The sequence below is a fragment of the Pseudomonas sp. LBUM1668 genome (genome assembly GCF_059695715.1).
In genome coordinates this window covers 4,792,851-4,816,180 of sequence record NZ_CP166787.1, presented here as the reverse complement: position 1 = coordinate 4,816,180, position 23,330 = coordinate 4,792,851, and the positions used below count along the sequence as shown (strand labels likewise).

General features: G+C 58.8%; 15 protein-coding genes. 8 read left to right on the top strand and 7 right to left on the bottom strand.

The window, feature by feature from the left end:
• The first annotated feature begins 205 nt into the window (after positions 1 to 205).
• Positions 206 to 1,354 (top strand): pyridoxal phosphate-dependent aminotransferase, encoded by a 1,149-nt coding sequence (locus tag ACA061_RS21550; RefSeq protein ID WP_497300022.1) that lies wholly within the window; start codon positions 206 to 208, stop codon positions 1,352 to 1,354.
• Complete coding sequence (locus tag ACA061_RS21545; protein ID WP_150616276.1) at positions 1,342 to 2,133, top strand: amidohydrolase; 792 nt, start codon at positions 1,342 to 1,344, stop codon at positions 2,131 to 2,133. Before ACA061_RS21550 ends, ACA061_RS21545 begins: the two co-directional genes overlap by 13 nt.
• 145 nt (positions 2,134 to 2,278) lie before the next feature.
• Here ACA061_RS21545 and leuA read toward each other — a convergent pair whose 3' ends face one another.
• The 4 genes from leuA to ACA061_RS21525 all read right to left on the bottom strand — a co-directional run bounded on the left by leuA (position 2,279) and on the right by ACA061_RS21525 (position 7,681).
• Positions 2,279 to 3,958, bottom strand: coding sequence for a 2-isopropylmalate synthase (gene leuA / locus ACA061_RS21540; RefSeq protein WP_150601797.1), 1,680 nt, complete (start codon positions 3,956 to 3,958; stop codon positions 2,279 to 2,281).
• Between the two features lie 479 nt (positions 3,959 to 4,437).
• The gene (locus ACA061_RS21535; RefSeq protein WP_150601796.1) at positions 4,438 to 5,259 is read right to left on the bottom strand and encodes a M23 family metallopeptidase; all 822 of its coding nucleotides are present in this window, start codon (positions 5,257 to 5,259) and stop codon (positions 4,438 to 4,440) included.
• A gap of 3 nt (positions 5,260 to 5,262) precedes the next feature.
• A complete protein-coding gene (gene xseA, locus ACA061_RS21530; RefSeq protein ID WP_047302997.1) occupies positions 5,263 to 6,642 on the bottom strand; it encodes an exodeoxyribonuclease VII large subunit in 1,380 nt (459 codons plus the stop codon).
• Positions 6,643 to 6,784: 142 nt separating this feature from the next.
• Complete coding sequence (locus ACA061_RS21525; RefSeq protein WP_497300021.1) at positions 6,785 to 7,681, bottom strand: LysR family transcriptional regulator; 897 nt, start codon at positions 7,679 to 7,681, stop codon at positions 6,785 to 6,787.
• A gap of 100 nt (positions 7,682 to 7,781) precedes the next feature.
• Between ACA061_RS21525 and ACA061_RS21520 the strand changes: the two genes are divergently transcribed.
• The 4 genes from ACA061_RS21520 to guaA all read left to right on the top strand — a co-directional run bounded on the left by ACA061_RS21520 (position 7,782) and on the right by guaA (position 12,637).
• Positions 7,782 to 8,549 carry a sulfite exporter TauE/SafE family protein gene (locus ACA061_RS21520; RefSeq protein ID WP_497300020.1) on the top strand — a complete coding sequence of 256 codons (768 nt, stop codon included), beginning with the start codon at positions 7,782 to 7,784 and terminating at the stop codon, positions 8,547 to 8,549.
• Between the two features lie 184 nt (positions 8,550 to 8,733).
• The gene (locus ACA061_RS21515) at positions 8,734 to 9,282 is read left to right on the top strand and encodes a sugar ABC transporter ATPase (RefSeq protein WP_150601793.1); all 549 of its coding nucleotides are present in this window, start codon (positions 8,734 to 8,736) and stop codon (positions 9,280 to 9,282) included.
• A 208-nt stretch (positions 9,283 to 9,490) separates the two neighbouring features.
• Positions 9,491 to 10,960 carry an IMP dehydrogenase gene (gene guaB, locus ACA061_RS21510; protein ID WP_115147749.1) on the top strand — a complete coding sequence of 490 codons (1,470 nt, stop codon included), beginning with the start codon at positions 9,491 to 9,493 and terminating at the stop codon, positions 10,958 to 10,960.
• Between the two features lie 99 nt (positions 10,961 to 11,059).
• Positions 11,060 to 12,637, top strand: coding sequence for a glutamine-hydrolyzing GMP synthase (guaA, locus tag ACA061_RS21505; protein ID WP_042560909.1), 1,578 nt, complete (start codon positions 11,060 to 11,062; stop codon positions 12,635 to 12,637).
• Positions 12,638 to 12,723: 86 nt separating this feature from the next.
• Here guaA and ACA061_RS21500 read toward each other — a convergent pair whose 3' ends face one another.
• The 3 genes from ACA061_RS21500 to treR all read right to left on the bottom strand — a co-directional run bounded on the left by ACA061_RS21500 (position 12,724) and on the right by treR (position 19,847).
• Positions 12,724 to 15,846 (bottom strand): membrane-targeted effector domain-containing toxin, encoded by a 3,123-nt coding sequence (locus ACA061_RS21500; RefSeq protein WP_497300019.1) that lies wholly within the window; start codon positions 15,844 to 15,846, stop codon positions 12,724 to 12,726.
• 78 nt (positions 15,847 to 15,924) lie between these two features.
• Positions 15,925 to 19,041: a membrane-targeted effector domain-containing toxin gene (locus ACA061_RS21495; protein ID WP_497300018.1), complete on the bottom strand. Its 3,117-nt coding sequence runs from the start codon at positions 19,039 to 19,041 to the stop codon at positions 15,925 to 15,927.
• Positions 19,042 to 19,142: 101 nt separating this feature from the next.
• On the bottom strand, positions 19,143 to 19,847 hold the full coding sequence (gene treR, locus ACA061_RS21490; RefSeq protein WP_150601790.1) for a trehalose operon repressor: 705 nt from the start codon (positions 19,845 to 19,847) through the stop codon (positions 19,143 to 19,145).
• 235 nt (positions 19,848 to 20,082) lie between these two features.
• Between treR and treP the strand changes: the two genes are divergently transcribed.
• Together treP and treC are read left to right on the top strand one after the other, a co-directional pair.
• On the top strand, positions 20,083 to 21,525 hold the full coding sequence (gene treP, locus ACA061_RS21485; protein WP_497300017.1) for a PTS system trehalose-specific EIIBC component: 1,443 nt from the start codon (positions 20,083 to 20,085) through the stop codon (positions 21,523 to 21,525).
• 142 nt (positions 21,526 to 21,667) lie between these two features.
• On the top strand, positions 21,668 to 23,314 hold the full coding sequence (gene treC, locus ACA061_RS21480; RefSeq protein ID WP_497300016.1) for an alpha,alpha-phosphotrehalase: 1,647 nt from the start codon (positions 21,668 to 21,670) through the stop codon (positions 23,312 to 23,314).
• Positions 23,315 to 23,330 lie beyond the last annotated feature (16 nt).

Sequence of the window (23,330 nt, the reverse complement as noted above, 5' to 3'; positions counted from 1 at the left end):
CCGCGGTGTATCAGTCAAACCGCATTCAACGGATTTGCGACTGCTTCGCAGCCGATCGGGGATAAATCCCCTCGCCACAGGTATCGCGGTGTTTTACAAAGAAGAAGGGTGCCATCTGGCGCCCTTTTTTTATGGGCGTCGGATGGGCTATCCTCGGGCTCTCCCGCGCCGTCGTCAGAGCCGGGTGTTGAGCAGGGAACCCTCGATGATCACCAGTAAGCTGCCGAATGTCGGCATCACGATTTTCACGCAGATGTCTCAGCTCGCGGCGCAGACTGGCGCTATCAACCTGTCCCAGGGTTTTCCTGATTTCGACGGCCCGCAGTCCCTGCGCGATGCAGTCGGTCGGCATATTGCCGGTGGCCACAATCAGTATTCGCCGATGACTGGCCTGCCGGCACTGCGCGAGCAGATCGCGGCGAAGATCGCCCGCAGCTATGGCGTGAAGGTGGATGCCGAAAATGAAGTGACCGTGACGCCCGGCGCCACCCAGGCGATCTTCTGTGCGATTCAGGCAGTTATCCACAGCGGCGACGAAGTCATCGTGTTTGACCCGTGCTATGACAGCTACGACCCCGCAACGCAATTGGCTGGTGGTCGCTGCGTGCATGTGCAGCTGAGCCCTGACGATTTCTCCATCGATTTTGACAAGCTTGCCGCCGCCCTGAGCCCACGCACGCGAATGATCGTCCTCAACACCCCACACAACCCGAGCGGAGCGCTGATCAGCCGCGCCGAACTGGATCAATTGGCGGCGCTGATCCGCGATCGCGACATCTATCTGATCAGCGATGAAGTCTACGAACACCTGGTGTTTGACGGCGTGCCGCATGTCAGCGTGCTGGCTCATGAAGAGCTGTATCAGCGCGCCTTCGTCATCAGCTCGTTCGGCAAGACGTACCACGTTACTGGCTGGAAAACCGGTTACGTCGTCGCGCCGCCAGCCCTGACGGCTGAACTGCGTAAAGTGCACCAGTACGTCAGTTTCTGTGGCGTCACGCCGCTGCAATACGCCTTGGCCGATTACATGGCCGAGCACCCGGAGCATGTCGAAGAGCTGCCAGCGTTCTATCAGGCCAAGCGCGATCTGTTCTGTGATTTGCTGGCACCGTCGCGATTCACCTTTAATCGGGTTGCGGGCACCTATTTCCAGCTGGTCGATTACTCGCAAATCCGCCCTGACCTCAACGACGTCGAGATGGCCCTGTGGATGACCCGCGAACACGGCGTGGCGAGTATTCCGATCTCGGTGTTCTACCAGAGCCCACCTGAAGGCCAGCGCCTCGTGCGGCTGTGCTTTGCCAAACGCGAGGAGACGCTGCGCGAAGCGGCGGCAAAACTATGCGTGATTTGAGTGCATTACCCGATCTCAACCTGGCGCTGATCCAGACCAGCCTCGCGTGGCACGATCGCCAGGCCAACTTCGAGCATTTCGAGGTGTTGCTGGAGCAGGCGCGCGGAGCGGATCTGATCATCCTGCCGGAGATGTTCACCACAGGCTTCTCCATGGAGTCGGAAACCCTCGCCGAAGCTGAGAATGGTCCGACCAGCAAATGGCTGCGGCTTCAGGCTGCAAAGCTCAATGCGGTGGTCACCGGCAGCGTGATCATCCAGGCGGCTGACGGCAGCCATCGCAATCGCTTGTTGTGGGCACGGCCGGACGGTGAAGTGCTGCATTACGACAAGCGTCACTTGTTTCGCATGGCCGGCGAACACAATCACTACACGCCGGGTGAGCGGCAGGTGCAGTTCGAACTCAAGGGTTGGCGAATTCGTCCGCTGATTTGCTACGACTTGCGCTTCCCTGTGTGGAGTCGCGACGCGCAGGACACCGATCTGCTGCTGTACACCGCGAACTGGCCGGGTGCGCGGCGGCTGCACTGGAATCGGTTGTTGCCGGCGCGCGCCATCGAAAACCTCTGTTATGTGGCAGCGGTGAATCGCGTTGGCACCGACGGTAAAGGCTTTGCCTACACCGGCGACAGCCAGGTGCTGGATTTTCAGGGCGAGTCTTTGCTGGCGGCGGGGGAGGCGGACGGGGTGTTCAAGGCTGTGCTGGAAGCGGCGCCACTGGCGGCATATCGCGAGCGATTTCCGGCGAATCTGGATGCCGACACCTTCGAATTCACCTGAAAAAGAAAAAGATCGCAGCCTTCGGCAGCTCCTACATCGGGACGGTGTACATCCTGTAGGAGTTGCCGAAGGCTGCGATCTTTTGATCTTCAACAAAAAGGCCCCGAAGTTCACACTCCGGGGCCTTTTGCATGTCAGCGAAGGCTTAAGCCGCTTTCGCTTCCGGCTGGCTCAACGAGCGATTCAGCGCGCTGAACAGTGCCTTGAAGCTGGCAGTGGTGATGTTTTCATCGATACCCACGCCGTGCACCGCTCGTTCGCCGTTCACGCGCAGCTCGATGTAAGCCGCTGCCTTGGCGTTGGTGCCCGCGCCAATCGCGTGTTCGTTGTAGTCCATGATCTCCACCGGAATCGGCAAGCCGGCCACCAGTGCTTCCAGCGCACCGTTGCCCTTGCCGCGCCAGTGCAGGTTGGTTTCGCCCTGACCCTTGCTCGCGACTTCAACTTCGACGGCGCTGTTGCCGTTTTCTTCTTGCAGGCGATGGCTGACCAGTGCGTAAGGGGTGTTGGCTTGCAGGTATTCGCTGATCAACAGCGAGTGAATCTGCTTGGCTGTCATCTCCAGGCCCAGGCGATCGGTTTCACGCTGCACGACCTGGCTGAACTCGATCTGCATGCGACGCGGCAGGCTGATGCCGTATTCCTGCTCCAGCAAGTAGGCGATGCCGCCCTTGCCCGATTGGCTGTTGACGCGAATCACCGCCTCATAGCTGCGGCCAATGTCGGCCGGGTCGATCGGCAAGTACGGCACTTCCCACAGGGCATCCGGTTTCTGCTGGGAGAAGCCTTTGCGGATGGCGTCCTGGTGGGAACCGGAGAATGCGGTGTGGACCAGATCGCCAACGTACGGGTGACGTGGGTGAACCTGAATCTGGTTGCACTCTTCAACGACTTTGCGCACGCCGTCGATGTCGGAGAAATCCAGCTGAGGGTCCAGGCCCTGGGTGTACATGTTCAGTGCGACGGTAACGAGGTCGACGTTGCCGGTACGCTCGCCATTGCCGAACAGGCAGCCTTCGACGCGGTCGGCGCCAGCCATCAGACCCAGCTCGGTGGCGGCCACGCCAGTGCCACGGTCGTTGTGGGTGTGCAGGCTGATGATCACGCTGTCACGACGGTTGATGTTGCGACCGAACCATTCGATCTGGTCGGCATAGATGTTCGGTGTTGCGCACTCAACAGTGGCCGGCAAGTTGAGGATCATCTTGTGCTCAGGCGACGGGTTCCACACCTCGATCACTGCATCACAGACTTCCTTGGCAAACTCCAGCTCGGTGGCGCTGAAGGTTTCCGGCGAGTATTCGAAAGTCCACTCGGTGTCCGGCTGCATGGCGGCGTATTTGACGAACAGCTTGGCCGCGTTCACCGCGATGGCCTTGATGCCGTCCTTGTCCTGGTTGAAGACGATGCGACGGAAAGAAGGCGAAGTGGCGTTGTACAAATGGACGATGGCTTTCTTCGCACCGCGCAAGGATTCGAATGTGCGCTCGATCAGGTCTTCACGGCCCTGGGTCAGCACCTGAATGGTGGTGTCGTCCGGGATGTGGCCTTCTTCGATCAGGGTACGCACGAAGTCGAAGTCGGTTTGCGAAGCGGCCGGGAACGACGCTTCGATTTCCTTCACGCCGACCTGCACCAGGGTTTTCCAGAAGCGCAGCTTTTTCGCCGCATCCATTGGCTCGATCAGCGACTGGTTGCCGTCACGCAGGTCGGAGCTGCACCAGATCGGCGCGGTGTCGATGGTTTTCGACGGCCAGGTACGATCCGGCAAGTTGATGACGGGGAAAGCGCGGTATTTCGAGGACGGATCTTTGAGCATGCTCATCGGGAATTCCTTATTGTCTGGGCCGAAAAGAGGCGGCCTGCCGGTGCAACGAATATGTTGGGAAAAGCGTGGGACGAGGCGCCGCGATTCAGCCTGGCAGTCGTGCGCTGACGAGGCACAGGCTGCGGTGCTGGCGAAGCTGAATAAGGGTGTGAGAGGTTTTCATGCCTTCAACCCTAACCGCGAGGGGAGAGGTTGGCAAGCAGTCGAAAAAAATTGAGAGGAATACTCGAAAAGACGGGTTTTGCGCGATTTTATTGCTTGTAAGTTGCCGGATCGTTTTGATGTTTGCGCGAGGTTTGGTTGGGGCGCAATTGAGGGTGATGTGTTATTCCAGAATATTTCGGTGACAGTGAGTCCGTCATCGCGGGCAAGCCACGCTCCCACAGAGATTGGTGGTGTACACAACATTCATGTTCACCTCGAACCCTGTGGGAGCGGGCTTGCCCGCGATGAGGCCGGTAGCCTCACCACATAACTCAGGGCTGAAACGCACCAATAAAAATCGCCGGATCCACCCGCGCATCATTCAGGCTGATGTTCCAGTGCATATGCGGCCCGGTCGCCCTGCCAGTAGAACCGACCTTACCCACAACTGCCCCACGAGCCAGCTGATCGCCAACCTTCACATCGATTTTCGACATATGGCAGAACATGCTGATAAAGCCCTGGCCATGATCGACAAACACCGTATTGCCGTTGAAAAAGTAATTACCGGTCAGGATCACTTTGCCCCCCGCCGGGGTCTTGATCGGCGTGCCGGCCGGGACTGCGAAATCGAGGCCAGCATGAGGATTGCGTTCTTCACCGTTGAAGAACCGGCGCACGCCGAACTTGCTCGACAGCGGCCCGTTGACCGGTTTATCCAGCAGCAGATTGCTTGGTGTGTTCGGACTGAAGCTGCGGTAAGCCTTGATCTGCTCGGCCAGTTCGCCCTCGATGCGCTTGAGGTTGGCCGGGTTCGGATTGACCTGCTGAGTGTTCTTCAGGGTGATGCGCTGTTCGGGGTATTTCTTGTTACCAACGGTGAACGGCAGAGTACGTCCGCCGCTACTGATCTGCTGCGCGCCAGGCTTGACCGTCAACGGCACACCGACAATCGCCAGCCAGTTGTTCTGTTCTTTCACTACCAATACGGGTTTGCCCTGGTACGTGGCTTTCGGCGCCTGAGCGCCAGCGCCCAGATCAACCACTGCCACACCGCCGGGAACCGGTTTGTTCAGCAGCCGGGTGATGTAACTGTCGGCGTGGGCATTGAAGGTCAGGCACAGCAAAAACAATGGAGCCAGAAAACGCGGCATGGATCAGTCCAGTAAAGAAAGGGTGACGGGCGTCAGGTGATTGTCCTCGACGCGCACTTGCAGTTCGCCTTCGCCGAGTTTGGCTTTCAGGCGCTGGCCGGTGTGGGTCTGCGCGGCATTGCGAATCGCGTTGCCGCGTTCGTCGAGCAAAATGCTGTAACCACGGCCGAGGGTCGCCAGCGGGCTGACCACATGCAGCGTCTGCATCTGACTTTGCAATTGCAGTCGACGGTTTTTCAGACCTTCGCGCATGGCCCGGGGCAGCCGTTCGGCGAGGCTGTCGAGGCGCTGGCGCAACATCGCCAGTTGGCGTCCCGGATGTTGTCCGGCGAGGCGGGTTTCCAGACGGATCAGACGTTCGCGGCGGGTATTGAGCTGGCGCTCGAAAGCCCGGCGCATGCGCATATCCAGATCATCCAGGCGCTGAGCCTGCTGGCGCAGACGCTCGCCGGGATGACGCAAACGACGAGCCATGCCTTCCAGGCGCAGACGATCGCGCATCAAGCGGTCACGCATACGCATCACCAAACGACGATGCAGACTTTCGACCTGACGGATCAGATGGCTGGAATCGGGAGCGAGCAACTCGGCGGCAGCGGAAGGTGTTGGTGCGCGCACGTCGGCGACAAAGTCGCTGATCGACACATCGGTTTCATGGCCGACGGCGCTGACGATTGGCGTCACACAGGCATCGACCGCGCGCGCCACGGCTTCTTCGTTGAAGCACCAGAGGTCTTCGAGCGAGCCGCCACCACGAGCGAGGATCAATGCGTCAAAGCCGCGCGCGTCCGCCAGTTTCAAGGCGCGGACGATTTGCGCGGTGGCTTCGCGGCCCTGTACGGCGGTGGGGATCAAGGTCAACTGCACCTGCGGCGCACGGCGGCGGAAGACGCTGATGATGTCGCGGATCACCGCACCGGTCGGCGAGCTGATGATGCCGATGCGCTGCGGATGCGCCGGCAGCGGCACTTTGCGTTCGGCACTGAACAGGCCTTCGGCGCTGAGCTTTTCCTTCAGCGCATCGAAGGCCAGGCGCAACGCGCCGTCACCGGCCGGTTCCACGGTGTCGAGTATCAATTGATAGTCGCCACGGCCCTCGAACAGCGAGACCTTGCCGCGCACCTTCACCGCCAAACCGTCCTTCAGCGCCTGACGCACTCGAGCGGCGTTCTGCCGGAACAGTGCGCAGCGCACCTGAGCGCCGCTGTCCTTGAGGGTGAAATAGATGTGGCCGGACGCCGGACGGGCGAGGTTGGAGATTTCGCCCTCGACCCAGATGTTGCTGAACACGTCTTCAAGCAACACCCGCGCGCGGCCGTTGAGCTGGCTGACGGTCAGGACTTCACGGTCCAGGCCAAGTCTTGCAAAGGGATCTTTAATCATGGGGCGCAGTTTAAAGGCATTCCCCCAATCAATGCACGATCCTGTGTAGGAGCTGGCGAAGGCTGCGATCTTTTGATTTTAAAAGCAGGATCAAAAGATCGCAGCCTTCGGCAGCTCCTACAGGGATTTGAGTAAGTCGGGATTAGGGGAGGGTTTGGGGATTTGTGAATGTCTGGATGAACTGGTGAATCAGCGGTGTGGGATTCTGGCGGTAGGCGAGGGCGACGGTGCTTTGGCAATCGGGATCGGCCAGCGGCAAAAATCGTACACCGGTGGGGGCGATGTCCTGCATCGACTCGGGCAGCAGGGCGATACCGAATCCTGCCTGAATCAACTGCAACTGCGTGGTTTTGCGCGACATCACCCGCGCAGGTTGTGGGAAGAAACCCTGGCGCATGCACAGATCGGCGCATAAATAGCTCAGACCGCCGCGTTGCGGATGCGGGATCGAAATGAACGCTTCGTCCTTCAGCTGTGCCAGATCGACGATTTTGAAGGCCGCCAATCGATGATTTGCCGGCACGGCCAGTAACAATTTTTCAGTAAACAGCGGCACCACCTGAATGCCTTCACGCTGACGCAGAACCGGCAGGCGTAACAGACCAATATCGAGCCTTCCCTCAGCGAGCTCTTCAAGCTGCGCTTCGGAGGACAGCTTGCCAATGTCCAGAGAAACGCCGGGTTGCTGATCGAGGTACGCACTGATGTCGCGCAGCAGTCGTCCACTGATTGGCACAGTGCTGGAATGACTTAAACGCAACGTGCCGAGTTGACCCTTGCCGACTTCGGTGGCCATGGCGCTGGCCTTGTTCAGCTCGGTGAGCAGATTGCGCGCTCGCGGCAAAAACGCTTCGCCCGCAGCGGTGAGGCGCGGCTGCCGTGCGGTGCGTCCGAACAGTGGGGTTTGCAGGCGAATTTCCATGTCCTTGATCTGCCGGCTCAGGGCTGATTGCGCGACAAACAAACGTTCAGCCGCCGCGCTGAAGCTGCCGCATTCGGTGATTTCTACGAAGTAACGCAGTTGACGGGTGGAAAGCACGAGTCATGCCTTTTCGAGATGAGTAGTGGGCTTTGAAGATATTAGTCGCAACACACCGCAATGACTAAAGTCATCACAGGCTTAAAAAGGAAGCAGGTCGATGAGCGTGGCTGGATTGTTGAGTGAGTGGTCGTGGGGTCTGCAAGGCTGGTTGGTCATTGGCCTCAGTATTGCGCTGGCCTATATCGTGTTCGGCATCGCCGGATTCGGGACGGCACTGGTGGCGGGGCCGATTCTGATTCTGTTCATGCCGCTGTCGAAGATCGTGCCGTTGCTGGTGCTGCTGGATTTCGTCGCCGCGTTCGGCAATCTGCTGCCGTCGCGCCGTGATGTGGCAAAAACCGAGTTGCTGCGGCTGCTGCCGTGCATGGCGGTGGGCTGTACGCTGGGGGTGATATTTCTGCTCAACCTCAAATCAGATCTATTGTTGCTGTTGATGGGGCTGTTTATCACGGCCTATGCCGTTTACAGCTTGTGGGTCAGAACGCAGCCCACGCAGTTGTCCGCCGCGTGGGCGCTACCGATGGGCACGGTGGGTGGATTGTTCGGGGCGCTGTTTGGCAGTGGCGGCTTTCTATATGCGATCTATCTCAATAGTCGTCTGCCGAAAGAGGCCGCGCGGGCTACGCAAAGTGCACTCATCAGTTGCAGCACGGTGGTGCGTTTGAGCCTGTTCGCCATCGCAGGTGTGTATGCCGAGCTACCCTTGTTGACGCTGGCGCTGTGTTTGTTGCCGGCCATGGCATTGGGCTTGTGGGCTGGTCGGCGGTTGACGATGCGGTTGTCCCGCGAGGCGTTTGTGCGACTGGTGATGTGGCTGGTGCTGGCGAGCGGGATTGCGTTGATCGTGCGCTACTTCAGCACTTGACCGGATTTCGTCAGGGATTAAGCTGCCGGCCGCACTGACGCCATCGCGGGCAAGCCCGCTCCCACAGTAATTTGAGTCGATCACAATGTTTGTATTCGCCTCAGACCCTGTGGGAGCGGGCTTGCCCGCGATGACGGCAGAGTGAGCACCGCAGAACTTCCATTTGACGTCGCAGGCTGCACCCATGAATTCGCAAAGCATCATCGTCCCTAAAATCTCCACCTTGCCGGTGCACGAGCCCCGGGCGCGGGCGATTGTGCGCTGGCTGGTGCGCAAGAATATCGTCAAGGAAGAGCTGAGCACCTGCGGGCGCACCGGCAACCGCATGGCCTACGCGATCGCTGATGGCGCCCGCGCGGTGGTGCTGCACCCCGAGGCGCTGCCATTCGGCGAGCCGGTCAATGGCCTGGAAATCGTCACCAAGCGTTGCATCTTCACCCCGGCCAAGGGCTTCCTCGAAGAAGCCGGTTGCGCCGAATGTCGCCGGGAAATCGGCGAGGCGCTGTTCGAAAGCCTCGAAGAATGGATGCCGGCACGCACCGACAACTTCACCTGCCCGGAATGCGGGCACGAAGACGACATCAACGGCTTTCTGTTCCTGCAGGAATGCGCGTTCTCCAATCTTGGCTTCATCTTCAACAACTGGCTGGAAGCGGGCTTCAAACAGAGCTTTATCGACGAATTTGCCGATTGGCTCGATCAACCTGTGAGCTGGGTAAAAGTCGAACTCTAACGCACACCTGCGCCCATGTAGGAGCTGCCGAAGGCTGCGATCTTTTGACGTTGTTCCTCAAAAGCAAAATCAAAAGATCGCAGCCTTCGGCAACTCCTACAAAGAGCAGGGTTTTCCGTATATCAATTAGGCTGAGTTTTACATTGAACAGCAGGGGGTGTCTGACTATAATGGCGCGCTTCCATTTTCCCGCTCGGGAGCCCCCGCGATGCTGCGTATCAGCCAAGAAGCTCTGACCTTCGACGACATTCTTTTAGTGCCTGGTTATTCCGAGGTGCTACCTAACGAAGTCAGTCTCAAGACCCGTCTTACCCGTGGCATCGAACTGAACATTCCTCTGGTTTCTGCCGCCATGGACACCGTTACTGAAGCCCGTCTGGCAATTGCCATGGCTCAGGAAGGTGGCATCGGCATTATCCACAAGAACATGACCATCGAGCAGCAAGCTGCCGAAGTGCGCAAGGTCAAGAAGTTCGAAGCCGGTGTGGTCAAGGATCCGATTACCATCGAGGCTGACGCCACGGTACGTGATCTGTTCGAACTGACCCGCATGCACAATATTTCCGGCGTTCCGGTGCTGCACGATGGCGACCTGGTCGGCATCGTCACCTCCCGCGACGTGCGTTTCGAAAGCCGTCTGGAAGCGACTGTCCGTGAAGTGATGACGCCCAAAGAGCGTCTGGTCACGATCAAGGAAGGCGCCAGCAAGGACGAAGCACGCGAACTGCTGCACAAGCACCGCATCGAGCGCGTGCTGATCGTCGACGACAAATTCGCCCTCAAAGGCATGATGACCGTCAACGACATCGAAAAAGCCAAAGCCTACCCGCTGGCCAGCAAGGACGACCAAGGTCGTCTGCGCGTGGGTGCTGCGGTTGGTACCGGTAAAGACACCGGTGACCGCGTCGCGGCTCTGGTCAATGCCGGTGTGGACGTGGTGGTGGTCGACACCGCTCACGGTCACTCCAAAGGCGTGATCGACCGCGTTCGCTGGGTCAAACAGAATTTCCCTGACGTGCAGGTGATCGGCGGCAACATCGCCACCGGCGCTGCCGCCAAGGCCCTGGCCGAAGCTGGCGCCGATGCGGTCAAGGTCGGTATCGGCCCTGGCTCGATCTGCACCACCCGCATCGTCGCCGGTGTCGGCGTTCCGCAAATCAGTGCCATCGCCAACGTCGCCGCTGCCCTTGAAGGCACAGGCGTGCCGTTGATCGCCGACGGCGGCATCCGTTTCTCCGGTGACCTGTCCAAGGCCATCGTTGCCGGTGCTTCCTGCGTGATGATGGGCTCGATGTTCGCCGGTACTGAAGAAGCACCGGGCGAGATCGAACTGTTCCAGGGCCGTTCGTACAAGGCTTATCGCGGCATGGGTTCGCTGGGCGCCATGTCCCAGGCTCAAGGTTCTTCCGACCGTTACTTCCAGGACTCCTCGGCAGGCGCCGAGAAACTCGTTCCGGAAGGCATCGAAGGCCGTGTGCCGTACAAAGGCACCCTGAGCGCGATCATTCACCAGTTGATGGGCGGTCTGCGTTCCTCGATGGGTTACACCGGCAGCGCCGACATCGAAGAAATGCGCACCAAGCCTGAGTTCGTGCGGATCACCGGCGCCGGCATGGCCGAATCCCACGTCCACGACGTGCAGATCACCAAAGAAGCGCCAAACTACCGCGTAGGTTGAGCCTTCAAGCAAATCGTTAAGCAACCGGGGCTGTGTTATTCAGCCCCGAGTTGTTTCTGAATCACGACTGTTTCTGAATTACTTAGACGAGACTGAATCATGGCCCTCGACATTCACGCTCACCGCATCCTGATCCTCGACTTCGGTTCGCAATACACCCAGCTGATCGCCCGCCGCGTGCGCGAGATCGGCGTGTACTGCGAACTGCACCCGTTCGATATGGACGAAGATGCGATCCGCGAATTCGCACCTAAAGGCGTCATCCTCGCCGGCGGCCCAGAGTCCGTGCACGAAGCCAACAGCCCGCGCTGCCCGCAAGCCGTGTTTGACCTGGGCGTACCGGTCTTCGGTATCTGCTACGGCATGCAGACCATGGCCGAGCAACTGGGCGGCAAGGTTGAAGGTTCCGAGCTGCGTGAGTTCGGTTACGCCCGCGTTGACGTGGTCGGCAAGAGCCGTCTGCTCGACGGCATCGAAGACCACATCGACGCCGACGGCCTGTTCGGCCTCGACGTGTGGATGAGCCACGGTGACAAGGTCACCAAGATGCCGGAAGACTTCCACATCCTGGCCAGCACTCCAAGCTGCCCGATCGCTGGCATGTTCAACGATGATCGCGGCTACTACGGCGTGCAGTTCCACCCGGAAGTGACCCACACCAAACAGGGCGGCCGCATCCTGTCGCGCTTCATTCTCGACATCTGTGGCTGCGAAGCGCTGTGGACACCGTCGAAGATCGCTGAAGACGCCATTGCCAACATCCGCGCACAGGTCGGTACCGACAACGTGTTGCTGGGTCTGTCCGGCGGCGTTGACTCCTCGGTGGTTGCCGCGCTGCTGCACAAAGCCATCGGCGACCAGCTGACCTGCGTCTTCGTCGACAACGGTCTGCTGCGTCTGCACGAAGGCGAGCAAGTGATGGCCATGTTCGCCGAGAACATGGGCGTCAAGGTGATCCGCGCCAACGCTGAAGAGCAGTTCCTCAACAATCTGGCCGGCGAAGCCGACCCAGAGAAGAAGCGCAAGATCATCGGTCGCACCTTCATCGACGTCTTTGATGCCCAGTCGAACAAACTGGACAACATCAAGTACCTCGCTCAGGGCACCATCTACCCGGACGTGATCGAGTCGGCTGGCGCCAAAAGCGGCAAGGCTCACGTGATCAAGTCGCACCACAACGTGGGCGGCCTGCCGGAAGAGATGAACCTGAAACTGGTCGAGCCACTGCGCGAACTGTTCAAGGACGAAGTCCGTCGTCTGGGCCTGGAGCTGGGCCTGCCGTACGACATGGTCTACCGTCACCCGTTCCCGGGCCCGGGCCTGGGCGTGCGCATCCTCGGTGAAGTGAAGAAGGAATACGCCGACCTGCTGCGTCGTGCCGACCACATCTTCATCGAAGAACTGCGCAAGGCCGACTGGTACCACAAAGTCAGCCAGGCGTTCGTAGTGTTCCAGCCAGTGAAATCGGTTGGCGTTGTAGGCGATGGCCGTCGTTACGCCTGGGTCGTTGCCCTGCGTGCCGTGGAAACCATCGACTTCATGACCGCACGTTGGGCGCACCTGCCTTACGAACTGCTGGAAACTGTCAGCGGCCGCATCATCAATGAAATCGAAGGCATTTCGCGCGTTACTTACGACGTGTCGAGCAAGCCACCGGCGACCATTGAGTGGGAGTGATCCCGCTGCGCTTCAATGCCCGCATTGAGTGACGGAAAACCCCTGGCCCAGGCCAGGGGTTTTTTGTTTCTTGTGCCTGAAAACTGTCAGACGAGCAGTCGGCTCTGCAGTTTCATTCCTATTTCTGTCAGGCGCTGGGATAACGCTGCGATATCAGGAAACAAAACGCCAGTGATCCGAGGCAGGGTGTGGCTCCAGACATACACCTGGCCGTCCGCTGTCTGATTCACCGGTGTTCGGACGATGTTGCCTGAACTGTTGCGACGTATGAGTGTGTAATTGTCGTGCGACTTATCAAGCACGTACATGCCATTGCGGTGCAGCAGCCGATCCAGTGTTTGCTCCGTCCAGGTGACTGGCGGTGCTTCGATTTGCAGGCGCAGGTCAGCCATCAGGTAGTCGAATGAGTCGCGGGTGCTCGCGCCATTGTCAAAGGGGCCGCGAGCGATCTCGACGCCCGGGTCGATGCCCACGCCAGCCCCTTCTGAGGGGAAGGTTTCTTCTATCCGTAAACCGATGCCGCCTGTGAGCTCGCTGATGCCTGGCAGGTTTCTGAAGTTATTGGTGTTCTGGGCATCGATCAGTGCGATCCATTTACCCGGCCCGTTAGCAGCATTGTCCCCCCCAATGATCAGCGACATCAGGTTCGTGTGCATCATTTGCTCCTCAATCGAGGTCAGCGATACCTTCGCTTTGTAAGTTGCCGCGCAATCGAGGCTTTGAATCCGGATGCCATTGGTCTGGGCAGCCTTGACCAGTTCCAGCATGTTGAACGCCTCGTTCGGGTCGGTTCCAAGGCTGGTCAGGTAAATGCGTAAATCTGCGGACATTTGTCCGGTGGTGTGAAATTTGTTCAGATCAACCTGCGCGAAATCATTGAGCAGGCCACGCACGTAGAGGGTCTTGGCATGGCGTGCGAACGTGGGCATGTTTTCGATCATGAAGCGCATGCTGGTGATGCGATCAAGCGTTTCGCCGACTGCCAGACCGTCGGTTTGTTCGAAGATGCGATCAATGAGTACGTCGGTCTGCATTGAGGGGGTGACTTCGGACACGGTCGAACGTACAGGCAGGTTGCTCCAGTCCAGCTCCGCGTATAACGACCGGGCCTCATTCAGAAGTAGTGTGCGTCTGTGGGCGAATTGGGTCTCATACACGTTGTCGACCGTTCCACTGCTTCCAGCCTCGGCAGCTACGCCGGTGGCATCGTCAGGCAAGTTCATCGCCCACTTTCTAAGGTTGGTCACGTCCGCACCGTACGCGTCGTAGTTCGTAAGCACACGGCGCAGAGGGCGGGGAGACGGCGCGGGCGGCGGCACCAACAACGCGTCTGGCGATGGTTCTGGCGCGGGAGCCGATGAGGGCGCATGCGGCTTACAAGTGCCGACGCATTGACCGCCTCCTTTGAGTCGCAGCGCAGGCATGCGCTCCCACTTGCCGCTGGCAGTGAAGCGAACCGGCAAGGAGAATGCGAACTGGCTGGGCCGCTCTGGATCGACGATTGCCCAATTGCCACTGTCCTCGGAGGCATTGAAATAGCGCACGTAGTACGGGTTGCCATCGAGATTGATGGCATAGCCTGGCTCCGTATTGAGGCGGTAAATGCCCTGGAACTTCCCCGGTGCGGTCTCGGCACGAAGGTTTTCGAGCACCGCGTCGCATTGATATCTGGCGGGAACCTTCAGTGCAGAGGGCTGTGGCGTGGCGGGGGCGGGGAGCACTTCGAGATTGGGGGAAACGGGTGTGGCCTCAGCAGATGTTCCGCTTGCGGTCTCGCCGGCCCCGGTTTCAGTCACCAACACCTGCGGCTTATCAAGCGGTGGCAGGAAGGGCTCGTTCGCCGCGGTAAGCTCGATCAACCCGGCCATCTCTTCAGCCTCCAAAAACTCTACCTGCGGGCCCACTTCAAGTAGCTCGCCGGAGCCGATCAGGAACGGCACATTGAACACCGCCTCGATGCCGTTGAGCACCGCCCCGAGGGTGCCGACCCTGCGCTCGGCGGCAGTCCTGCCGTTGACTGCCAGATCGATGTTCAGGCCCATATTGACGATCCCGGCGCCAATCACTGGCAATGCCAGCGGCCAGCCCACAGTCGCCATCGGGCCGAATACCTTGAGGCCGGCGCTCAAGTAGCCCATCCAGAGTTTTTTGCGCAGGTCACTGTTGGAGATGAGCGCCAGATTGGCTTCGGCAAACATGGCGTTGCGGGTCGAATTGCATAGCCAGGTGAGCGCGTCACCGCTGATCGCGACGTTGCTATGGTTGATTATCCGATGATCACTGTGACCCCAGCCGCTCACCAGACGATTCATCAGGTCGGTCAATTTTTCGGTCATGCTGTTGCGGTCGGCCAGCGGGAAACGGCTCAGGAAAATCTTGCGCTTGCCCTCGGAGTTCATCTGATCAAGCACCCACCAGTGCAGATCCGCTTCATTCGCCATCACCCGAAAAGCCTGGGCTTCGCCCGGTAAATAGAGGATTTGCCGGCCACTGTCCTCGACCAGACGCAGCACATGGATGGCTACATGACCATCGAGATTCAATGCGCGGACGTTGCTGCTGGCCGGGTGCGTCGCTTGCAGCATTTGCAGGGTGACCGGCCAGGTGATAGTGCCTATCACCGAGTCGACGACGCGTTGAAAATCATTGCTGTTCAGGTGCCCCTGTTTCAGTGCTTGCACCGCCAGGTCGAGAAAACTGCACCGCGCCAGCGTGCGGAAATTATCCGCCGAAGATTGCCAGAACGTTGTCAGTTGACGGGTGTAGCGCGTGCTGAAATCGATGCTCCAGAACTCATTCAGAACATCACTGCCCCGCAGGCGTACTTCGTTGCGCTGATCGAAGCTTTCGGCGTCAGGGCCATCCGAGTAGAAACCGCAGTAGAGCGCCAGCAGATCCGCATTGTCCTGATCTGTTGCGCGAAAGCGATGGATCACCAGTTGAGTGAGGGTCAACGATTCGTAGGGCTTTTCCTTCTGGTGTTCCCAGCCGGTAAAGGTTAAAGCGCTGCTTTGCGCTGTCCTGAAGCGATGGAAATAAACCCGGTCCGGATCGGTGCCCGAGAGTCCTTTATCGGTCAGCAGTTGACTGGCAGTCTCTCGGGCCGCCTCCTGCAGGCCGGGACAAACCAGAACGAGTGTTGTAGCGATTGCCTTGAGGCTGGCCTTGTCTGCTGCGTTTGGCAGCAGGCGGCGTTCGGGGGTATTCATGTACTTCTCCATCCATGGGGAAAACAGTGACGAAAACCCCGGGCTCAAGCCTGGGGTTTGCGGTGTCTGGCATCGGTGTCAGTCGGGTAGGCGGCTCTGCAGCGTCAGACCCATTGCGGTCAGGCGTTGCGACAGTTCCTTGATGTTGGCGAAGCGGACGTCGTTGACCTTTGGCCATCCAGGGCGATGCAGGGAAACGCCATCATCAGCCAGTTGCGTCACGCGTGTGCGCACGAGCACCCCTTGCTTGCTGCGGTGCAGCAAAGTGCAGGTGTCCTCGATCTTTATGAACATGAACATGCCACGTCGGTGTAACAGATTCTCCAGCGTGTCGTTATTCCAGATCACGGGTTCTGCCGGCATTCGCAGGCGCAGATCGGCGCGAAGTACGTCGTTATTGATAGGTGCTGCAGCGTCATCGGAAAACGCCCCCTGACGCACTTCCACGCCCGGATCGACATCGACCACCATGGGCGTTCCCGTCCCCGTTTCCTCGATGCGCAAACCGATGCCGCCCTTGATTTCGCTGAGACCGTCCAACCCCCTGAACGTGTTGGTATTCTGCGCGCCGGTCAGCACTATCCATTTTCCAGGGCTGTTGATGTAGGCGTCACTCCTCATGACGTTATTGGCCAGAAACGTACCAATCATTTGCTCGTCGTAGGGCGAAGACGGCGACTTCATCTTGTAGCTCGCCGCGCAATCGATGCCCTGTACCCGCACGCCGTTTTCCCTGGCCACTCTGACCAGTTCCAGGGCGTTGAAACGTCCCGTCGAATCAGTGCCCAGACTTGTCAGGTAGGTTCGCAGATCCGCCGACAGGGTCCCGCTGTTGAAGTAACGGTTCAGGTCCACTTGCGCGAAGTCACTGAGTACGCCGCGCATATAAAGCGTGTTCGCATGGCGGGCCAGTGCCGGCATGTTTTCGATCATGAAACGCATGCTGGTGATACGGTCGAGGGTTTCGCCCACCACCAGGCCGTGTGCCGATTCAAAGATGCGGTCGACCAGTTCGGCGATCGACATTTGTGCATTTAAGGTGATTGCCGGGCGCGCAGGCGAGGTGATCCACGGAAGTTCGTTGAAGAATTGTCTGGCAGCGACCTGCAGCGATTCAAGCCTGCCTACTGCATATCGCTCGAAAGGATCCTCCATGCCAAAAGCACCGTCGGCGGTGGGTGTCAGTTCTGCGTGGGTTTCATTCAGGTTCAGTGCCCAGGCTTTTATCGAGCGGCGCACTGTCGGGTCGATATCGTAGGCAGAGGGCACAATCTGCAACCGGCGTGCTCGCGGACTTTGTGCTTCGACTTGTGGTTGCGGCGCGGCGGTTTCGGTGGCTTCGGTGGTCACGGTGGTTTCGGTGGTCTCGACGCTTTCGAGCTCGATATCGGGGGCGCATGGTTTGCCCATGCATTGGCCACCGCCCCTCAGGCGCAGCGCTGGCATGCGTTCCCACGCGCCTTCGGCGTTCAAGCGAACCGGTAGGGAATGGACAAACTGGTTGGGCCGCTCCGGGTCAACGATAGCCCAGTAACCTCCCTCGTTCGGATCGCCGAAATAGCGCACGTAGTAGGGGTTGTCATTCATCAGGATGGCGAAAGGCGGATCGCTGTCGAGTCGAAAAATATTCTTGAATTGTCCCGCCGAATTGTCTGCGTCCAGTCCGTCGAGCAGCTCATTGCACATGTATTTGTCAGGAATCGGCGGTGGTGCTGCATGCTCTGCAGGCGTCAATCTTGGGGTTTCCAGCGCTGGCTCGATGACGTCTGGCTCTTCGACAACGCTACTCTGCGTCGGATCGATGAGCGGGTCTGACGGCTCCAGTGCCGAATCGTCGCCGCCAAGCTCGGCCATTTCCGCGGCCTCGGAGGACTCCACCTGAACGCCAACTTCCAGCATCGAGCCAGAGCCCTTCAGAAAGGGGATATTCAACAGCGCGTCGATGCCGCTCATTACCGCACCGAGTACCCCGGCCTTGCGATCACTGGCGGTTTTGCCATTGACCGCCTGATCGATATTCACGCCCATGCTGGCGATGCTGGCGCCAATCACGGGCAGAGCAACCGGCCAGCCTACAGCGGCCATCGGGCCAAATACCTTGAGGCCGGCGCTCAGGTAGCCGATCCAGAGTTTTTTGCGCAAGTCACGGTTGGACGTCAGGGACAGGCTGGCTTCGGCAAACATTGCGGTGCGAGTCGACTCGCCTAGCCAGTGAAATGCATCACCGCTGATCTCGCGGTCCTGCTGATTGATCAGGTGATGATCGGCGCGGCCCCAGGTGCCGACCAGTTGGTTCATCAAGTGGGTAAGACCCTCGGTCATCTGCTGACGATCTGCCAGTGCGAAGTGGCTGAGCAGCGCTTCTCGCCGGGTTGCCTCGTTCATCTGCTCGAGCACCCACCAATGCATGACAGCCGGGGTTTGCATAACGACAAACGCTGGCGCCGCGCCCGGCAGATAAAGGATCTGCCGCCCGTCAGAAGCGACGATGCGCAGGAGATTGCTGGCGACATGCCCGGCGATATCGAAAGCGCGCACATCACTGCTCGCGTCGTGGGGCGATTGCAGCATGGCCAGTGTCACCGGCCAGGTGACAGGCCCGATGACCGCGCCGACTATCCACTGAAAATCGCTGCCGCTCAGTTGTTTGAGCTCAAGTGCCTGCACCGCAAGGCTGAGAAAGTTGCACTTGGCCAACGTGCGAAAATCATCCGCGTGTGTGCTCCAGAAGGCGGTCAGCTTATTGTCGTAGTGCGAGCTGAAATCAATATCCCAGAAGTCTTTGAGCACCTCGTTGCCGTGCAGGCGCACTTCATTGCGGTGGTCGAAATATTCCGCCTCGGGCCCGCCGGTATAGAAACCGTCATAGAGGTCCAGAAGGTCGGCATTGTCCTGATCAGTTGCGCGAAAGCGATGAATCACCAATTGGGTGAGGGTCAGCGATTCGTAGGGCTTTTCGCCGGCATGCTCCCAGCCAGTAAACGACTGGCTACTGCTCTGCGCAGTTTTGAAGCGGTGAAAATAAACCCGATCCGGGTCGACGCCTGGAATGCCCTTGCGCACCAGCAATTCGCTGGCGACTTGATGCGCCGTGTCGTACAGGCCCGGACACGTTTGCACGACGGCCGCGGCAATGATTTTGAGAGTGGCTTTGTCTGCCGCGTTCGGCAGTGGACGTTGTTCAACAGCGTTCATGCGTTCACCTTCCTTGAGAAACGAACGCCGAGCATGGGCGATTCGCTCAAGAGGGGTGCACTACCTGTATACCGCACATCGCTGTGCGTAACGTGTGCCGGTCAGCGCCGTGCCACGTCGGAGAAGTAAAACTTGTCCAGGGTGTGCCGTGATTCGGTGTACTCGAACTGACGGCCGTCCTGAAGGAAAGTCTGGTTGCTGACGACGATCACATGGCTCTGGCCGTCGAGGTCCAGGTGCAATTGGTCATCCTTGCTGCGCGGTACCGCTTCGATGGTACGTTGGGCGTAGGCGATCTGGAGCTGCAGGGTCTGTTCGATGTAGGCGTAGATCGACTGCTCGGCGATGTCCAGGGACAGGCCTGGAATGACCGCGCTGACGAAATGGTTGATGTCGAGAATCACCCGTTTACCGTCGATACGCCGCACGCGCATGACTCGCGTAATGGGCGTGCCGGGTTCGGCATTGATGTGCTCGAGCAACGCACCTTCGAGCGGTATTTGCGTCAGTTCGACCACCTCGGTGCTGACGTCGTTGCCCAGTCGCGGGTAGGTTTCCTGGAAGCTGACGATGCCCCCCAGTTGAAACTCGATCGGATTGGTCGACAGTACGAACGTGCCTTTGCCATGGATTTTCTGCGCAAAACCGCGCTCCTGAAGCTGTTCGATGGCCTTGCGCACAGTGCCGCGGCTGGCCTGATAGCTGTCCATCAGCTCAGTCTCTGAAGGCAGACGGGCGCCGCGTTCGAGGCGTTCGGTCGTGATGCTGGCCAGCAGATCGCTATAGATCTGGTTGTATTTGCTCATGGTTAGGCTCTGTGCCGGCTCTGCTCAAAGCTTCGAACCTTAAGGGCAGGGTAGGGCTTTGTCCATGTAGGGAATGGAAATCGCCCAAGGACAAGGTAGGAAAATTCTTCAGCGGTCTGGCGGGACTATACAAAAACAAACTCGTCTGTACGAGTTGTTGCAATAACTCGTACAGACGAGTACTTTTCGCTTCGACGTGCTGCCAATAACAAAAATCCACAGCGGAAGACTTAGCATGAGCCACGATTACCCGAAGATCGCCAGCGAGCTACTGAAATGCCTTGGCGGTAACGACAATCTCGAGCAGGCCGCACATTGCGTCACGCGCTTGCGCCTGGCGTTGAAGAATCCCGGCCTGGTCGACAATGCCGCGCTGAACCAGATCGATCTGGTCAAAGGCTCGTTCTTCACCGGCGGTCTGTATCAGGTGGTGATCGGTCCGGGCGAAGTGGAAAAGGTCTACGCCCAATTGCGCCGCCAGACCGGCCTCGCCGCGTCGACCATCGCCGACGTCAAACAGAAAAGCGCCGAGAAGATCAACGCCATGCAGCGTCTGGTGCGGGTGTTTTCCGACGTGTTCATGCCGATTCTGCCGGCGCTGATCGTTGCCGGTTTGCTGATGGGTATCAACAATCTGATCGGCGCCAAAGGCATGTTTATCGAAGGTCAGACCCTGCTGGATGCCTACCCGAAACTCGAAGGGCTGTGGAGCCTGATCAACCTGATGGCCAACACCGCGTTCGTATTCTTGCCGGCGTTGGTGGGATGGTCGGCGGCCAAGCGTTTTGGCGGCAGTGAAATTCTCGGCATCGTACTCGGCCTGATGCTGGTTCACCCGGATCTGCTCAACGCCTGGAACTATGGCAAGGCCGTGGCCGGTCTGGACGGTCAGCAGATGCCGTACTTCGACATCCTCGGACTGTTCCAGGTAGAGAAAGTCGGTTATCAGGGACAGATCCTGCCGATATTACTGGCCGCTTACGTGATGAGCGTCATCGAAAAATGGTTGCGGGCGCGCGTGCCCAACGCAGTGCAATTGCTGGTGGTGCCGATCACCACGATTGTCGTCACGGGCGTTCTGGCGCTGGCGGTAATCGGACCTGTAACCCGCCATATCGGCATCTACATCACCGAGGGCGTGGTCATGCTGTTCGATCTGGCACCGATGGTCGGCGGGGCGATTTTCGGACTGCTGTATGCGCCACTGGTGATCACTGGAATGCACCACATGTTCCTCGCAGTCGATCTGCAACTGATCTCGACTCAGGGCGGCACCTTCATCTGGCCGATGATCGTCATGTCCAACCTCGCTCAAGGCAGCGCTGCGTTGGCTGTGTTCTACATGACGCGCAATGCGCGCGATAAAAGCATGGCCTCGACCTCAGCGATCTCCGCGTATTTCGGTATCACCGAACCCGCCATGTTCGGGGTCAATCTGCGTTACAAATTTCCGTTCTATGCCGCGCTGTCCGGTTCGGCGCTGGGCTGCATCTTCCTGTCGCTGAACAAGATTCAGGCTTCGGCCATCGGCGTCGGCGGCTTGCCCGGGTTTATCTCGATCATTCCGCAGTTCATTCCGATGTTCGTGATCGGGATGATCATCGCCATGGTGGTGCCGTTTGTTCTGACCTGTGCGCTGAGCATGAAAATTGTCCGCCCCGGCTATCGGGTCGCCTGATATCGACCTGTAGGCGCTGCCGCAGGCTGCGATCTTTTGATGTTGTTTTTTTTAAAGCCAAAGTCAAAAGATCGCAGCCTTCGGCAGCTCCTACAGGGGGCGCAGGGTTTGGCGGTTTATAAAATCAAGAGGGAAATGTGCCATGCAAGACTGGCAACGTTCGGTGATCTACCAGATCTACCCGAAGAGTTTTCACAGCCACGCCGGTAACCCGACAGGTGATTTGCTCGGCGTCGTGGCCAAGCTCGATTACCTGCAATGGCTGGGTGTTGATTGCTTGTGGATCACGCCTTTCCTGCGCTCGCCGCAACGTGACAACGGCTATGACATCAGCGACTACTACGCGGTTGATCCCAGCTACGGCAGCATGGCCGACTGCGAGTTGCTGATCGCCGAGGCGGGCAAGCGCGGGATCAAGCTGATGCTCGACATCGTGGTCAATCACACCTCGATCGAACACGTCTGGTTTCAGCAGGCGCGCAGCAGCCTTGATAACCCCTACCGCGACTTCTATATCTGGCGCGACCAGCCGAACAATTGGCAGTCCAAGTTCGGCGGTTCGGCCTGGGAGTACGAGGCCCAGACCGGTCAGTACTACCTGCATCTGTTCGACCATACCCAGGCTGACCTGAATTGGGACAACCCCAAGGTACGCGCCGAAGTCTTCAAGATGATGCGCTTCTGGCGGGACAAGGGCGTGGGTGGTTTCAGGCTGGACGTGATCAATCTGATTTCCAAGCCTGCGGACTTTGCCGAGGACGACAGCGACGGCCGACGCTTTTACACCGACGGGCCGAATGTCCATGAGTACTTGCAGCAGATGCACCGTGAGGTGTTCGCCGGTCACGACCTGATCAACGTCGGCGAGATGTCATCCACCAGTCTCGAACACTGCATTCGTTACTCCAATCCGCAGTCGCAAGAACTGTCGATGACCTTCAACTTTCATCATCTGAAAGTCGATTATCCAAACCTGGAAAAGTGGGTTCGCGCCGATTTCGATTTCCTCCAGCTCAAGCAGATTCTGTCCGACTGGCAGACCGGCATGCAGGCCGGTGGTGGCTGGAATGCGCTGTTCTGGTGTAACCACGATCAACCTCGGGTGGTCTCGCGGTTCGGCCATGACGGTGAGTATCGGGAGCTCTCGGCGAAAATGCTCGGTACCGCGCTGCACTTTCTGCAGGGCACGCCGTTCGTGTATCAGGGCGAAGAGCTGGGCATGACCAATCCGGGTTTCGAGCGTATCGATCAGTACCGCGATGTCGAAACGCTGAACATCTTTCGGCTCAAACGTGAAGCAGGCACCAGCGACATCGACAACATGGCGGCGATCATGCAGAAGTCCCGTGACAACGGTCGTACGCCGATGCATTGGGACGCGGAACAGCATGCTGGTTTCAGCCGCGTCGAACCGTGGATCGAGGTGCCGGCCAATGCCGCCCGGATCAACGTCGCCCACCAGCTCGATGACCCGGAGTCCGTGCTGCATCACTACCGTCGACTGATCGCGTTGCGGCGCACAGAGGCATTGATTACGGACGGCGTCTATCGACAGCTGTTGCCCGAGCACCCACAAGTCTGGGTTTACCTGCGTGAAGGCGTGGGCGAACGTCTGCTGATCGTGAACAACTTCTACGCGACACCGTGTGAAATCGAACTGCCGATAGAGATCGACGAGACGCAGAACCAGCGACTACTGATCAGTAATTACCCGGACTGTCCGCCACGCAATCGACAGGTGAGTTTGCGACCTTATGAATCGTTCGTCCTGCACCTGATCGATCCCTGATCCCTAACTAGAAAAC

What these genes read in the sequence shown, in the direction of transcription:
- treR (WP_150601790.1), bottom strand. Translation starts at nt 19,847, where the DNA reads ATGAGCAAATACAACCAGATCTATAGCGATCTGCTGGCCAGCATCACG.
- leuA (WP_150601797.1), bottom strand. Translation starts at nt 3,958, where the DNA reads ATGAGCATGCTCAAAGATCCGTCCTCGAAATACCGCGCTTTCCCCGTC.
- ACA061_RS21515 (WP_150601793.1), top strand. Translation starts at nt 8,734, where the DNA reads ATGAATTCGCAAAGCATCATCGTCCCTAAAATCTCCACCTTGCCGGTG.
- guaB (WP_115147749.1), top strand. Translation starts at nt 9,491, where the DNA reads ATGCTGCGTATCAGCCAAGAAGCTCTGACCTTCGACGACATTCTTTTA.
- treP (WP_497300017.1), top strand. Translation starts at nt 20,083, where the DNA reads ATGAGCCACGATTACCCGAAGATCGCCAGCGAGCTACTGAAATGCCTT.
- treC (WP_497300016.1), top strand. Translation starts at nt 21,668, where the DNA reads ATGCAAGACTGGCAACGTTCGGTGATCTACCAGATCTACCCGAAGAGT.
- ACA061_RS21495 (WP_497300018.1), bottom strand. Translation starts at nt 19,041, where the DNA reads ATGAACGCTGTTGAACAACGTCCACTGCCGAACGCGGCAGACAAAGCC.
- ACA061_RS21500 (WP_497300019.1), bottom strand. Translation starts at nt 15,846, where the DNA reads ATGAATACCCCCGAACGCCGCCTGCTGCCAAACGCAGCAGACAAGGCC.
- ACA061_RS21550 (WP_497300022.1), top strand. Translation starts at nt 206, where the DNA reads ATGATCACCAGTAAGCTGCCGAATGTCGGCATCACGATTTTCACGCAG.
- guaA (WP_042560909.1), top strand. Translation starts at nt 11,060, where the DNA reads ATGGCCCTCGACATTCACGCTCACCGCATCCTGATCCTCGACTTCGGT.
- ACA061_RS21535 (WP_150601796.1), bottom strand. Translation starts at nt 5,259, where the DNA reads ATGCCGCGTTTTCTGGCTCCATTGTTTTTGCTGTGCCTGACCTTCAAT.
- ACA061_RS21545 (WP_150616276.1), top strand. Translation starts at nt 1,342, where the DNA reads ATGCGTGATTTGAGTGCATTACCCGATCTCAACCTGGCGCTGATCCAG.
- xseA (WP_047302997.1), bottom strand. Translation starts at nt 6,642, where the DNA reads ATGATTAAAGATCCCTTTGCAAGACTTGGCCTGGACCGTGAAGTCCTG.
- ACA061_RS21520 (WP_497300020.1), top strand. Translation starts at nt 7,782, where the DNA reads ATGAGCGTGGCTGGATTGTTGAGTGAGTGGTCGTGGGGTCTGCAAGGC.